At 66.1% G+C, this 14,342-nt stretch carries 9 protein-coding genes; 4 read left to right on the top strand and 5 right to left on the bottom strand.

Features of this window, described 5'->3' with window-relative positions; translation table 11 throughout:
- The first annotated feature begins 16 nt into the window (after positions 1-16).
- Complete coding sequence (locus LGM89_RS27475; RefSeq protein ID WP_089497123.1) at positions 17-1,096, top strand: glycosyltransferase family 4 protein; 1,080 nt, start codon at positions 17-19, stop codon at positions 1,094-1,096.
- A gap of 58 nt (positions 1,097-1,154) precedes the next feature.
- Here LGM89_RS27475 and LGM89_RS27470 read toward each other — a convergent pair whose 3' ends face one another.
- From LGM89_RS27470 to LGM89_RS27455, 4 genes are read right to left on the bottom strand one after another with little or no spacing between them, the layout of a single operon-like run.
- Entirely contained in the window at positions 1,155-2,324 is a 1,170-nt protein-coding gene (locus LGM89_RS27470; protein ID WP_226274570.1) for an acyltransferase family protein, read from the bottom strand.
- A gap of 26 nt (positions 2,325-2,350) precedes the next feature.
- Entirely contained in the window at positions 2,351-3,694 is a 1,344-nt protein-coding gene (locus LGM89_RS27465) for an oligosaccharide repeat unit polymerase (protein ID WP_089497125.1), read from the bottom strand.
- On the bottom strand, positions 3,691-5,964 hold the full coding sequence (locus LGM89_RS27460) for a polysaccharide biosynthesis tyrosine autokinase (RefSeq protein ID WP_226274569.1): 2,274 nt from the start codon (positions 5,962-5,964) through the stop codon (positions 3,691-3,693). Before LGM89_RS27460 ends, LGM89_RS27465 begins: the two co-directional genes overlap by 4 nt.
- 59 nt (positions 5,965-6,023) lie before the next feature.
- Entirely contained in the window at positions 6,024-7,250 is a 1,227-nt protein-coding gene (locus tag LGM89_RS27455) for a polysaccharide biosynthesis/export family protein (RefSeq protein WP_226274568.1), read from the bottom strand.
- Between the two features lie 128 nt (positions 7,251-7,378).
- On the opposite strand from LGM89_RS27455, the gene LGM89_RS27450 reads away from it, so the two are divergent.
- Positions 7,379-7,798, top strand: coding sequence for a hypothetical protein (locus tag LGM89_RS27450; protein WP_226274567.1), 420 nt, complete (start codon positions 7,379-7,381; stop codon positions 7,796-7,798).
- A gap of 169 nt (positions 7,799-7,967) precedes the next feature.
- Here LGM89_RS27450 and LGM89_RS27445 read toward each other — a convergent pair whose 3' ends face one another.
- Positions 7,968-9,824 carry a serine aminopeptidase domain-containing protein gene (locus LGM89_RS27445; RefSeq protein ID WP_226274566.1) on the bottom strand — a complete coding sequence of 619 codons (1,857 nt, stop codon included), beginning with the start codon at positions 9,822-9,824 and terminating at the stop codon, positions 7,968-7,970.
- Positions 9,825-10,408: 584 nt separating this feature from the next.
- Here LGM89_RS27445 and LGM89_RS27440 point away from each other — a divergent pair.
- Complete coding sequence (locus LGM89_RS27440; protein WP_089497130.1) at positions 10,409-11,668, top strand: oligosaccharide flippase family protein; 1,260 nt, start codon at positions 10,409-10,411, stop codon at positions 11,666-11,668.
- A 472-nt stretch (positions 11,669-12,140) separates the two neighbouring features.
- Entirely contained in the window at positions 12,141-14,342 is a 2,202-nt protein-coding gene (locus LGM89_RS27435; RefSeq protein ID WP_226274565.1) for a glycoside hydrolase family 3 C-terminal domain-containing protein, read from the top strand.

Below are 14,342 nucleotides of genomic sequence, written 5' to 3'. Positions count from 1 at the left end.
ATATCTTCTCGTTGACATGATCACTTTCAATAAACCGAAGCAACTCGTCTATAACGGCCGCTTCACCACGCAGAAGACGACCGGGGTGCAGCGCGTCGCGCGCGAGCTGATTGCCGCATTGATCAAGTTTCAGCCGCAGGATCCGGTGACCGTGCTGGTGCCTCCGCAACCCGGCGTCGAGGTCAGCGGCGCGAGGACGGTCAAGGTCGGCTTTTACAAGGGCGTGGTCTGGGAGCAGTTGGTGCTCCCGTTGTTCGCTCGCCGAGGCCGCATCGTCAATCTCAGCAATTCGGCATCCGTTTTCATCGGCAACCAGATCATCTACATGCACGATGCGGCGGTGTTCGACACGCCCGCACATTTCTCACGCCCGTTTCGCGTGTGGTACCGGATCATGTTCTGGATCCTCGCGCGAACCTCCGTATGCGTGCTGACCAACTCCTATTTCTCACGGGATCGCCTTGCGCATCATTGCGGCGTGCCCGCGGAGAAGATCAGCGTCGTGCCGCTCGGTGCGGATCATCTCGATGCGCTGGAAGCGGACACGAGCGTGCTCGACAAGCATGCGCTGACACCCGGCCGCTTCGTGCTCGCGGTCAGCAGCATGAATCCGACCAAGAACTTCGGGCGGCTGATCGCGGCTTTCCGGCAGATTGACGATCCGTCGGTCGATCTCGTCATCGTCGGCATGCAGAACGCCACCGTATTCGGCAAGCAGGATCCTCTGTCGGCCGCCGAACCGAACGTCAAGTACGTCGGCTACATCAGCGACGAGCAATTGAAGGCGCTGTATCAGAACGCGGCGTGCTTCCTGTATCCGTCGATCTATGAAGGCTTCGGCATACCGCCTCTCGAGGCGATGCGCTGCGGCTGTCCGGCGGTCGTCGGCAAATCGGCCGCGCTGCCGGAAGTCTGTGCCGATGCGGCACTGTACTGCGATCCGTATTCCCAGGACGACATCGCACGGCAATTGCGGACCCTGCTCGATTCGGCCGAGCTCAGGGCCGAGCTCAAACGCAAGGGCAGCCTGCACGCGGAGAAATATCGCTGGCGCCGAAGCGCCGAGATGATGACGGAGATCTTCGAGGGGCTGTAGCGTTTCATCGCACGCTGGCGCCGCAACGGACGCCGGCGTGCCCGGCCGGCCGTACTGCTTATCCTGCGCTGATCGCGCTGCCGTTCGCGATCCGACCATTCGCAAACAAGCGCGTGCCCAGATACGACCGGATCGGTTCCTCGACGAATTTCGCGAGGACAGCTGCGGCCGCCATCGACAGCAACGCGGCAAGCATCGCCGTTCTGACAATGTGGCTCTCGGCCTGCGGCGCATACGCGAACACCAGCCTGCCGACCGGATAGTGCACACAGTAAAGCGGATACGAGATCCAGCCGAGGAACGCGCTGATCCGTGCAATCGTCTTGCCGCTCGGCGCGAGCGTCGCACCGCGATAGACCAACGCGGGGGCGACGAACAGCAGGATCGCCGCCGAATACGTTCCCTTGACCGACGTCGGAAACGCAATGACCAGCGCGAAGGCGACAAACAGCATGTAGTCGTTCTTGACGAGCCTGGCGATGAACCAATGCGGCTTCGCCGGGAGATTCGCCTCGTACATCTTTCCGATTGCCACGCCCAGGAGGAACCCGTAGCCGACCCGGAAGAATCCGCCCATGAAATTGTCGGCCGACCAACCCTGATTGAGGATGATCGAGACCTTGCCGTTGTCGAGGCCCACGAGCACGCCGTACACGACGAAAGCACCGAAGCACGCGTATGCCAGCCTCATCAGGCGCCGCTCGCTCATCCTGATTGCGGCGATCAGCGCGACGCTCGCCACCAGCTCGAAGAACAGTGACCACGCCGGAGGATTCAGCGGAAACGCGCCGGGATCGTCTACCGCCGGCAAGCCGTGACCCGCGGCGCCGGCAAATCCGGATACCAGGAAACGGCCGAAATACGGAACGAAAAAATAATTCTGCCCGGCGGCTGCCGCCAGGTTGCCCAACGAAAACGCCGCCGACGATTGAATTCGCATGACGACGAGACTCACCAGCCCTATCGTCATCCCGATGCCTATCATCGGATACAGACGAATCACGCGTCGCTTCAGATACGCGCCCTGCCACGCTCCCTGAAGCAGTCTTTCGCCGTAAGAGTACGTGAGGATGAATCCGCTCAGCATGAAAAATACGTCTACCGAAAGATAGGCGCTCTGCAGTATCGGAATCGGCAGATCCTCGAGGAAATGCATGAACATCACGCTGATGGCCGCGATACCGCGCAATCCGTCCAGCGTTTCGAATTTCTGTTTATGTGTAGCCATGGACGGTAGCGGCAACCGAAAAATGATCAAGCGACTCGATGATGTCGATTCGGCGCGGCATGCCCCGTCGCGCGTGCCGGTGCCCTGGCAAACCAGCGGAATACGCCGATCAACAGGACGACCGGCACGAAATTCCGCCCGCTGAACAGGTTCGGCGTTCGCATGATTTCCATGACCGAGACGAACAGCACCGCATGGATGCAGCACCAGCACCCGTTTCCGGTCCGCCAGCCCGCATAGCTTCGGCCAATCGCCCAGCCGAGCACGATCGCATCGAGCAAACCTAACCATCCCCACTCGTAGAAGTGGACGAAAATTCCTGACGGATTGTTGAACTCGGGGTCGGCGTAGCTGTTCAGGAACAGGTTGATGCTGTCGCTCGAGTCGAGCCACGGCTGCAACGTCGCGCCGATGACGGGGAAGCGCAGCAGCCAGTCGAACGTGAACATCGGGTGGCCCTGGTTCCAGCCCAGCACACTCACGATTCCTGCGCCGTTGTTCAATGCAGTCGAGTAATACAGGCCCAGACGCTCGAGGGCAAAATCGAACAGGTTGTCGTAGATGTTGACGTAATAGGCTTCCCACGACCGGTTGTACTCGTTCGCGATGAACAGGCCGAACAGCAACGGAATCGCCGCATAAGGACCGAGCGTCAGCAGACGAGCATACCGTCCGCCGAGCCGGAACCGCACGACCATGAGCGCAAGCGGCATCACCATCTCGATCAGTGCAAGCCGTTCCGCGAAGATGAAGCTGCGCAGCAGCGTCAGCACCGCGAGCACGGCGAAATAGATCTTGTAGCGATTCAGGCCCTTTACCGGTGTCCTGAACACATAGAAATACAGCACGACAAACGGTGCCGTGGCCTGCGTGAACGTGCTGAGGCCCGTGATGCGCCCTTTCAGTTCAAGCATGTCATATGCATTCGCTTCGCCTCGCACGAACGCGATCAGCAGCGCCGGATGCAACAGGATGCCGCTCAGCAACAGCGCATAACCGAACAGCGCGAGCGCGAAGACGAAATCGAGCACGCGGGGCGACAGCGTCACTGCGGCGGGAGGCGGCCCGCGCCGCGTCCGAACCTCGGTCGTCGCGAGCCACGCCGCCGCCGTCAGCGCGATCAGGAACAACGCGCCGACAAACGCGTAGTAGCTGTCGAAATAGATCCGTGCGATCGATTTCTGGTCACCGAGCAGGCTCAGTGAAAGCAGGCCATACAGCGGCAGGATGAACATCAGCACGAGCCGCGCCGGATCTTCCCACCAATAGCCCGTATAACCGCCGGCGTGATCGCTCCTGCTTGCCGCTCTGCGCCGTGTTACCGCCCGCTCCCGCGGCCCGCCCCCCGTGCTGCCCGCTCGCCCGCTCACGACGCGCGCTCCACGCTTTGCCGCTGCGCCATCGCTCCGGCGTATCCGGACGCGGCCTGATGCGTATTCGTATCCGAGTAGCCGTAGTCGTACCGCCCCGGCGCGCCCTGGTAATCGTTCAGGATCACGCCGCGCACATCGATATGCGCGTGCTCGAGCCGTCGCGCGCTTTCGTCGAGCTCCGTCAGCGTCGTCACGCCGCTACGCGCGACGAGGAACACCGTGCCCGCCAGACGCCCCAGCACCAGCGCATCGGCGACCGGCAGCAGCGGCGGGCCGTCGAGCACCACCATGTCGTAGCGCGACGCGAGCTGCCCGATCAATTCGGCGAACGCGGGCTGCAGCAGCAGTTCGCCCGGATCGGGAACGACGCTGCCCATCGCAATGAAATCGAGGCCCGGTGTGACGCCGCGCTTGATTGCCTCGTCGAGCGCATGGGTGCCCGCCACCACGTCCGACAGCCCCGGCGCACGGCTATAGCGGAACCGGTCGTGCAGCGAACCCTTGCGCAGATCGGCGTCGATCAGCAGGACCCGCCGTTTCGCGGCACCGGCGAGCGACGCGATATTCGCAGCGACGAACGACTTGCCGACGCCCGTCGTCGGCCCGGAGATCAGCACGACCGGATTCGACGCGGCCGGCATCGCCAATTGCAGCGACGCGCGCAGACCGCGCAGGCTTTCGAGCGCGGCGTCCTGCGCGCCGACCGGCGCAATCGATGTGCGCGGACCGGGCCGGCCGGCCTTGGACCGCAGTTCCGCTGCCGCCGCGATCGCGCTGTGCGGGACGGTCGCGAACACCGGCAGCCCCGTCGCCCATTCGATTTCTTCCGCGTCGCCGATCGTGCCGACGACACGCTGCCGGGCGATCACGATCGCCGCGCCAGCCAGCAGGCCCACCATCAGGAGACCGACCACCGCAACCCCGCGATGCGGACCGATCGGCTGCTCGGCGATCTTCGCCGTATCGACGATCCGCACGGTGCCGGTCTTGCTGGCACGCGCGAGGACCATCTGCTGGCGCGTATTGAGCAAGTTCGTGTACAGCGCGGTATCCACGGCCACGTCGCGCTGCAGTTGCAGCACGCCCTGCTCCACGGTCGGCAGCTGCTGGATCTGCTTGCGTGTCGTGTCGAGCGAACGCTGCGCATCGGCGAGCTGCGCATCGACGGCGGCAACCGCCGGATGCTTCGGCATGAAGCGCGTCATCAGTTCCTCACGCCGCTGCTGCAGCGTCTGCACGCGCGTCTCGATGTCGACTGCCTGTTGCCGCAGTGCCAGCGCTTCGTCGCTCGTATTGACCGTCCCGTGCGATGCACGGAATGCATTGAAGCGGTTTTCCGCCGCCTCCAGTTGGGCCTTCAACTGCGGCAACTGGCCGTCCATATAGCGGATCAGCTTGTCGGCCGCCTCGGACTTGCGTTGCGTGTTCTGCGCCAGATACGCGTCGCCGATCGCGTTCAGCACGCGGCTATCCTGCACGGGATCGGTGCCGTCGAGCGTCACGCCAACCATGTTCGACTGCTTGCCGCGCTCCGAGATCAGCGCGTTCTTCTGCAGCCACGTGGACGCCTCCTCGTCGCTGTAACGCGTCAGGTCGAAGCGTGCGCCGGGCTCGCCGGCCACACCGCGCACGAACACGTCGATCGCGCCCTCCGGCGTCTCGACGTGCAACGGCTGGCCGATACGGCCCTGCCACATCGGCCCTTTCCGGCCGAACAGGCCGGTGCGCTGCAGCGTATAGGCGCCGTCATCGCCGACGGTCAACGCGAAGCGCTTGCCAAGCAGTCGTTTCGGCACGTCGAAGGTCGGCACGTCGATGCGCTCGGTGCCGTACACGTATCCGCCCGGCAACGGCGACGACAACCCGTCGGCGGCATTCACGAATCGCCAGCCGATCAGCGGCAGGTAATGCGGTCGGGCGTCGAGCGCGAGGTTGGTGCTGTCGATCGCGCGATCGAGCACCGCGCGGGATTTCAGCACCTCGATCTCCGTCGATGCATCCGTCTTCAGATCGAACACCGACGATGGATCGCCAGGCGGCGACGTCTGCTTCGAGTCGGTCTGGCTTTGCTCGACCTGGAACAGGATGTCGGTGCGGTAGACGGGGGCCGCGCACAGCGCATACAGGCCTCCGGCAATCGCGCCCGCAAGCGCCGTGCAAAGGATCAGGCGCCGGCCGCCATACAGCACGCTCCAGTAGCGGCGCACCGAATGGGACGGCCGCGGAATGCGCCCGCTGTGCGAGTCAGGCAGGGTCGAAGTATTCATACAGCCTCAGTCCCGTATGGCGCGACGCACCGTCGCGGTCACAAAATCCGCCGCGAATATCACGGCGAAATGGCCTTCGCCGTCAGCGCACCTTGCGCGGACGATGGAATCAGCAGGTTCACGACGCGGCTCCAGCGCACGAGCGACGACGCATCGACGAACACGACGTCGCGCCGCTCGAGCGGAAACTGGTCGGCGAGCGCGAACGACGCGGGCGAACTGCCGTCGAGGTGGTACACCCGCGGTCGGTTGTCCGGGCCACGGCGCACGACGAACACCTGGCGCGCGTCGGACGTGTACTGACTGACGCCGCCCGTGTCGCCGAGCGCCTCGCCGAGGCTCATCCGGCCGTCAGTCAATGTCAGCGTCGCGGGGCGCGACACCTCGCCGAGCACGAACACCTTCGCGTCGCTCGCCGCGCGCACGCGCACGAGATCGCCGTCGCGCAGCAGGATGTTCGACGGATTCACGCCCGCCGAAATCAATGCGGGCAGGCTCACGTTCACGGTCTTGTCGCCGCGCGTCACCGAAACCTGCGAGCGGTCTGCCGTCGGGGTGAAACCGCCCGCACGGTCGATCGCCTCGGGCAGCGTCATCGGCATGTCGTTGACGATCTGCAGACCCGGCGTGCGCACCTCGCCGTCGAGATAGACGCGCTTGCTGCGGTAGCTCTGCACGCGCAGCGAGAGCTGCGGCTTGCGCACGTATTCGCCGAGCCGCTTCATCAGCAGCGCGCCTGCCTGCGCCTCGGTCAACCCGGCCACGTGAACGAGGCCCGCGTAAGCGAACTGCACGTTGCCGTTCGCATCGACCGTGTAGCCCGTCGCGACCGAGCTGGCGCCGACCCCGTCGCCGCCACCGACCGTCTGCGTCGTCGGCAGGTTCAACTCGGGGTGGTCCCAGACGATGATGCCCAGCACATCGCCAGGGCCGATCGTGTACGGCACCGGCTTGCCGAACAGCTGGCGGATCTCCGCGTCGACGTTGGCCGGCCGCCCCGCATGATGCTGCGCGACGAAGGCCGGCGTGATCTCGATCAGATCCTCGCTCGACACGTTCTGCACGCCGTCGAGGCCGCCCGATCCCGATGCGTCGGCGCTCACGCGCGCATTCGCGTCGCGCTCGGCCGGCGGGTGATAAGTCATGCCGGGCGACAGCGCGCATGCGCTCAGTGCGCACGCGGCGGCCGCGATCGCCAGGCGCGACCGCCACGATGCGCGACGGGCGATGGTCCGGCCTGGCCTCGGCGTGCCGAGCGTCGATTCCGGTTGCGTGGTGATTGACATGATGTCCTTCCAAAACTGTGCGGTAACCCGCCGAACGCGGCGAATTCCGGCATTACGCTTGCCCAGCGCGGCTCGCATTGCATCGCCGCACCGCCCTCTTCACCGCACGTCACTCCATACGATTCGTCATGAACTTCTCTTCATCGCTTTCGTCGTTCGTCTGCATCGTGTCGGCCGGCTTCGTCTGTGCCGCCGGTGCGCAGACGCTGTCCAGCAGCCCCGCCGACACCCCGTCCTTTGCGTCGTCGACGCTACCGGGCCCGGTGCCGCCCCAGCGTTCGGCGCAAGCGGCGGTCGCACGCGCGGCCGCCGAACCTGCCACGCCCGCATCCGCGAATGCCGCGCCCGCGCTCACGCGTCCCGCCGCGAGCGCCGCCGTTCAGCCCGACCCGCGCGCCCACAGCACGTTGCGCCGGCCGCTCGTCCCGGCGCGCCCGCATCGCGCGCAGGTGGCCAGTACACCGGCCGACGACGCAGGGGGCAGTGGCACGTTGTACGCATCGCCCTACGTGAAATCACCCTTTGACGCGCCAGCCGATCCGGACTGAAGCACCCGGCCGGTCATGCCTCGGCATGACCGCGCATGCATCGATAAGGGATTGGACACCACGGCAAACGGCGCGTCTGTGAGCAACCCCACCGAACGCCCATCTTCATACGCGGGCGCGATCGCACCCCGACGCGCCACTGCGAGCAACGCATGCGGCACAGCGCCCGTCACGGCCGGCCGACCGACACGCTCCCGTACGATCCTGTGGCCGCTTCGAGCGTGGCAGGATCGGAGACGCGCACGACCGGCCTCGCCGAATCACGGCCGAGCGCCTGCATGCAAAGCCCGATCACGATGTCCGTGCCGACCGCGCCGTACACCGCGTGATCGACCTGCGGCTCGAGATGCAGTCGCACGTGACGCGAGCGCCTGAACGCGCGCTCGATCGCTCCGAAGTGGCGCCGCACGTCGTCGATGCCGGGATCGAGCGCGCCGTACACCAGCGTCGTCCGGACATTGCGTTGCGCCAGCACGTGCATCACGCCGCGTGGCGTACCGGCGCGCGGCTTCCAGCCGAAGCGCGCGGCGGCCTCTTTCATCGGCACGCTGACCCGCGCGATCGCATTGGCGGCGACGGCCCCCACGATCGGTCGCAAATCGCGCCGTTCGCGCACGAGGCCCTTCCACTTTTTCCAGTCGCGCACCGATAGCCAGTAGCCGCGCACCGAATTGTTCCGCTGCTTCTGCACCGCCTCCAGCGAGAGCCCGGCCGGCCACACGAAACGCGCCAGGTTGATCGCGATCACGCCGCCGAGCGACGGCGTCTTCACGGCCGCATGCAATGCCGCATAGGCGCCCGAACAGATGCCGGTTGCGATCACCTCTGGGTAGCCGAGTGCACGCAGCCAGTCCGCGGCGGTCGCCACGTCGTCGCTCGACTGCGGTGCATACACGACCGGCGCCTGGTCGTCGGGCGCGGCAGCCCCGCTGTCGCCCACGCCATGCACGTCGATCCTCAGCGTCGTCACGCCGGCGCGTGCGAGCGTGCGCGCGAGGCGCACGCTGAAGCGCCCTTCTCCGCTGCGCGGATTCGTCGACGTGTTCGCGATCACGAGTGCCGGAGCGACGGGATTTGCCGGCCCCGTATCCGCGGGACGGCACAGCACGCCGACCACCCGGTCCGGCCCTACCGCGACGACCTGCTCGGTCATGTCCGTCATGTCGAGCGCGACAGCCGACTCGCCATTCCATGCCGGATCCAGCGGCCGCGCGGGGTCGATGCCTGTCGCCGCGCGCGGCGCCCGTTCGGCGATCCAGTTGGCGAGCGTGTCGATCGCGTCGAGCGGCAGGCGCGAGCGCGTACCGTCCAGCATCGTCGTCGACCATTCGCGGAACGAGTCGGTGGCCACGTCGACGCCGCGAGCGAGCAGTGCATCGCGCAACGCAGGGCCGTCCCCCTGATCGGGATCGATCAGCAGCACCGCGCCGGGCAACGTCGCTGCATCGCGCACGACGTCGCACAGATCGACCGCCTTCAGCGCATCGACGAAATCGCCGGGAAAGCGGTGCCCGAGCACGTTCATGCACGGTTCGTCGCGATGTGCGGCACGAATGGCCGGCGACGTGATGTCGAGCCACTGGCGATGCACGAACGACATCTCGCGCAGGTACGCGCGCCCACGCACGACGGGCGCGAAGGCCGCCAATGCGTCGACGCGCGGCGACGGACGCTGGCCGTTGCCCGCGGCGGCCAGCATCGCGAACAGCGCGCCCGCACGGATTCCGACGAGCGTCAGCGACGCGACACCGACCTGGTCGCGCAGCATGTCGATCGCATCGTGAATGCTGTCGATGCACGCGGCATACCGACCGGCATCGAGATCGTCGCCCGCGGAGTCACCACTGCACGGATAGTTGAACCGCAGCACCGTGACGCCGTCGCCGGCAAGGCGTTCGGCGATCGCCCGCATGAGCTTGTGCGTCCACGATGCCTCGTGGCCCAATGCCTCGCACAGGACCACCCCTTGTTTCGTCTGTCCCTCGTGCAGCCACCCCACGCAGCTGCCGAACGTAATCGGCTTCAATCGGTACTCCTCGGATCGGTATTTTTATCGGACGCGGACGCGTGTTCCGGCGGCTCCACCGAAATGAGCGATTCCACGATCGTGCGACTGCTCGACGAACACACGGCGGCGCCCCCAGCCGCGCCCCTGCGCGGCCCGCCCTGTTTCGTCCGTTGCCCTGCCCGCATGCCCGCGGGAGGTGATGTTGCGTGCCCGGCACGCCGTCACGGTTTGCGCCGGGAACCCGTGCGGCGTGAGCCAAAACTGTGCGCTCGATTAAAGCACCCGGTTCGAGCGTCCTTCGGTGCGCCAGCTTACAAATGGATTCATCACTGTCGCGATACGACGACGCGCGCGGACGACGCGCGCGGTGTGCGCGGTGTCGGGATCCACGCATACGTGCGCACGGCATCCGCGAACGGTAGGCTCGCGAACACAGTCGTCTCGTGCGGCCGGTATCATGGCCGCCATACGATGATGTGGCCGTGCCCGGCGACGCCGGACGCGCCACCCACCCATGAATCCGGGTCAGCGCCGACCGGATGCACACACGCATCGCGGCCCCATGCCGCCGCACCGCGACACCCACGGCGCCGACCGAGCGAATGTCTAACCTCAAGAAGAACTTCCTGCTGCTGCTGACGTTGCAGATTTCGATGTACGCGGTGCCGCTCATGATCGCACCGCTGCTGACGCACGCACTGGGGCCTGAAGGCTACGGCCAACTCGCGTTCTCGCTCGCGGTCATCGCCTACCTGACCAACTGCACGAGCTACAGCTTCGACCTGACCGCCACGCCGCGCATCGCGCTCGCCCGCGACGACCGCGCCGAGCGCTCCCGTATCTTCTGGGCGACGTTGTACGCCCAGATCGGCATCGCCGTCATCTGCTTCATCGTGCTGGTCGCGCTGACTTTCCTGTTCAAGCGCTTCGGCGAGGACCGCGATCTGCTGCTGATCGGTTTCGGCATGGTGGCCGGCGTGGCGTTTACGCCGGGTTGGTATTTCCAGGGCATGGAGAAACTGCGCGCGCTGAGCGTGATCCTGTTCATCGGCCGCATCCTCAGCCTGCCCGCGATGTTCGCGCTCGTGCACAGCCCGGCGGACATCGACCGCGCGATGATCGTCAACGCAGCCGTCCCGACGCTGTCCGCGATCGTGCTGGCCATCTACCTTTATGCGCAGCGCGAAATCGACTTCATTCGCGTGGAGTTCTCCGACATCGCGGAATCGCTGAAAGGCGGCTGGCAGGTGTTCCTCGCGTCGACGTCCATCGCGTTCTATGCGTCGACCAACACCGTGCTGCTCGGCTTCGTATCGGGCAACGTCGCGGCAGGCTACTTCGCCGCCGGCGACAAGCTGATCCGTGCGGCGCTCAGCATGCTGCAACCGCTGAAGGCCGCCACCTATCCGCGCATCAACTACCTGATGCGGCACGCGCGCAACGATGCGTTCTCGTTCCTGCGCAAGCTGTTCGTCGTGCAGGTTGCGATGGTGCTCGGCATCTCGCTCGCGATCTTCTTCGGCGCGCCGCTCGCCGTACGCATCCTGTATGGCCCTTCGTACGAACCGACGGTCCAGGTGCTGCGCTGGATGGCCTTCATTCCGTTCATGGCCGGCATGACCGACCTGTTCGGTGTGCAGACGATGCTGCCGCTCGGGATGAAGTCCGCATTCACGCGCATCCTGATGTCATCGGGCATTCTGAACATCGTGCTGGTACCCGTGCTCGCCAAGTACTTCGCCGAGCTGGGCGCAGCCGCCGCCGTGCTGACGGCCGAGGCGGCGGTCGCCGCAGCGCTCGCCACCGTCGTCTATCGCGCCGGGATTCCGCTTCCCGGCAGTCCGGTCGCGCGACGCGGCTAGCGCGAGGTGGCCGGCATCGGACGGTGTTCCGTTCGATGCGAGCGCAACGAACCGCACCGTGCCACACGCCCCCTGATTGCCCGCCGCCTCCGCACGCTCGCGCACGGGTACTTCTTACTCCTCCGCGCACGCTCGATCGGGAACGATGACCGTCTTTCCGCCCCGCTACGCGCCCCTACGAAATAAAGATCACACGTATCGGTAGAAACACCGATGCTGTAGTCAAACTACATTTGTACGATTGGTCGCTGCAGAGAATCGCTACATCCGATTCGGCAGCGCCGGGCGGTCCGCGTCGCCGTCCTCGAGGTTCGATCGGGCCCAACCGGCCGTAACGATTCCCCGCCTGGCCCGGCATGCCGACGCGCAACCACCCAGCATCGCCGGCCAATTGCGTCCGGTGCGAATCCACCGGACGTGCGCAGCTCCAGACATCATCCGAACAACCGGCAATACGATCATGGAGAGCAACATGCGGGACACACTCTGGCCGGCCGTCGTGCTGGCAGCGACCCTCTGCACCACCGCCTACGCGGGCGACGCCGATTTCAACGCGCAGGCCGACGCGACCGACGCATTCGCGTCGGCCGCGGCGGCTCGGCGCGCTGACCTGCTCGTGCGCAAGATGACGCTCGACGAAAAACTGCAATTCATTCATTCGCAATACGAAATGTCAAAGGTGCCGGGCGGCGGCGCCGGCTACATCCAGGGGGTGCCGCGCCTCGGCATTCCCGACCTGAACATGGTCGATTCGGCGACCGGCTCCGGCAGCACGTCGCAGGCCAGCACGACGTTCCCCGCGACGATCGCCGTCGCCGCGAGCTGGGATCGCCGCCTGTCGTACGACTATGGCAAGCAGGTCGCGATCCAGTTGCGCGCGCAAGGATTCGGCATGGGCCTCGCCGGCGGCACCAACCTCGCGCGCGAACCGCGCGGCGGCCGCCTGTTCGAGTATCTCGGCGAGGATCCGCTGCTGGCCGGCGACCTGCTCGCCGAACGCACGCTCGCCACGCAGCGGCAGAAAGTCATCGCGACCATCAAGCACTACGCGGGCAACGAGCAGGAGCACGGCCGGATGGGCGGCAACACGCAGATCGACGAACGCACGCTGCGCGAGCTTTACCTGCTGCCGTTCGAGATCGCCGCGAAGCGCGGCCGGCCCGGCAGCGTGATGTGCAGCTACAACCGCTTGAACGGCACCTATGCGTGCGAGAACCCCCATCTCCTGAACGACGTGCTGAAGAACGAATGGGGCTTCCAGGGCCAGGTGCAGTCCGACTGGGGCGCGACGCACAGCACCGCCGCCGCGATCGACGCCGGGCTCGACGAGGAAGAAGACGTCGGGCCGAGCGTGTACCTGACGCCGGCGGCAGTCAAGCAGGCGATCGCGAACGGCTCGGTGTCGACCGCGCGCCTCGACGACATGGTGCGCCGCAAGCTCGCGGTGATGATCCGCGTCGGCGTGATGGACGATCCGGCCAAGGGCGGCGGCACGATCGATTTCGCGGCCGGCAACCGGTTCGCGCAGGCGGCCTCCGAGCAGTCGATCGTTCTGCTGAAGAACGACGGCAACCAGTTGCCGCTCGCCGCGTCGGCGCTGTCGCGGATCGCCGTGATCGGCGGCCATGCCGATGCGGCCGTGCTGTCGGGCGGCGGCTCGGGCAACACGCGCGACCCCGTATCGGGATCGTTCGCGGGCTGCGGCGGCCTGACGTTCGGGTCATCGACCGGGTGCAGCTGGTGGCGCAATCCGTGGCTGAAGGTGGACGTGCCGATCGTCGCGGCGATCCGTGCGCTCGCGCCGGCCGCGCAGGTCACGTATGCCGGCAACAGCGATCAGCAGTCGCCGTTCCGCGCGTACACGCAGCAGGAGATCGACCAGGCCGCGGCACTCGCGGGCCGCTCGGACGTCGCGATCGTCGTGGTCGCGCAGCCGGCCGGCGAGGATTTCGGCGATCTCCAGAGCCTGAAACTCGCGAACCCCTCGAACCAGGATGCACTCGTCGAAGCCGTCGCGCGCGCGAATCCGCACACGATCGTCGTCGTCCAGAGCGGCAACCCGGTGCTGATGCCGTGGAAGGACAACGTGTCGGCCATCGTGGAGGCGTGGTATCCGGGCGAAGCCGGCGGCAAGGCGATCGCGAACGTGCTGTTCGGTGCGGTCAATCCGTCCGGCAAACTGCCCGTCACGTTCCCCGCGCGCGATCAGGATTCGCCGACGTGGGGGCAAAACGGCGCGTTCGACAACGATCCCGTCTATGCGGAAAAGCTGAACATGGGCTATCGCTGGTATGACGCGCACAACATCAAGCCGATGTTCGAGTTCGGCTACGGGCTGTCGTACACGCACTTCGCGTATTCGGGGCTGTCGGTGTCGAAGCAATGGGACGGTGCCCTGAGCGTCGCGTTCACGGTGCGCAACGACGGGCGCGTCGCCGGCGCGGAAACGCCGCAGGTCTATCTCGGCGTGCCGTACAAGGACGAGCCGCCGAAGCGGCTGGTCGGCTGGGAGAAGATCCGGCTGAATCCGGGCGAGGCGCGGCGTGTGCACGTGACCGTGTCACCGCGGATGCAGAGCGTGTGGGATACGTCGCGTAACGGCTGGCGCGTGGTGCCGGGTGGGACGGTGTACATCGGTGCGTCGTCGCGGGATATCCGGTTGCAGGGGCACTGA

Origin of the sequence: Burkholderia sp. AU31624 (assembly GCF_020420065.1) — a bacterium.
Taxonomy (GTDB): Bacteria; Pseudomonadota; Gammaproteobacteria; order Burkholderiales; family Burkholderiaceae; genus Burkholderia.
Note: the sequence above shows the minus strand (reverse complement) of the source record. Positions and strands in the feature narration are given on the sequence as shown.

Bases quoted from the DNA above. Each gene is read 5' to 3' on its own strand.
- LGM89_RS27475 (WP_089497123.1), top strand. From the start codon at position 17: ATGATCACTTTCAATAAACCGAAGCAACTCGTCTATAACGGCCGCTTC.
- LGM89_RS27470 (WP_226274570.1), bottom strand. From the start codon at position 2,324: ATGGCTACACATAAACAGAAATTCGAAACGCTGGACGGATTGCGCGGT.
- LGM89_RS27460 (WP_226274569.1), bottom strand. From the start codon at position 5,964: ATGAATACTTCGACCCTGCCTGACTCGCACAGCGGGCGCATTCCGCGG.
- LGM89_RS27455 (WP_226274568.1), bottom strand. From the start codon at position 7,250: ATGTCAATCACCACGCAACCGGAATCGACGCTCGGCACGCCGAGGCCA.
- LGM89_RS27450 (WP_226274567.1), top strand. From the start codon at position 7,379: ATGAACTTCTCTTCATCGCTTTCGTCGTTCGTCTGCATCGTGTCGGCC.
- LGM89_RS27440 (WP_089497130.1), top strand. From the start codon at position 10,409: ATGTCTAACCTCAAGAAGAACTTCCTGCTGCTGCTGACGTTGCAGATT.
- LGM89_RS27435 (WP_226274565.1), top strand. From the start codon at position 12,141: ATGCGGGACACACTCTGGCCGGCCGTCGTGCTGGCAGCGACCCTCTGC.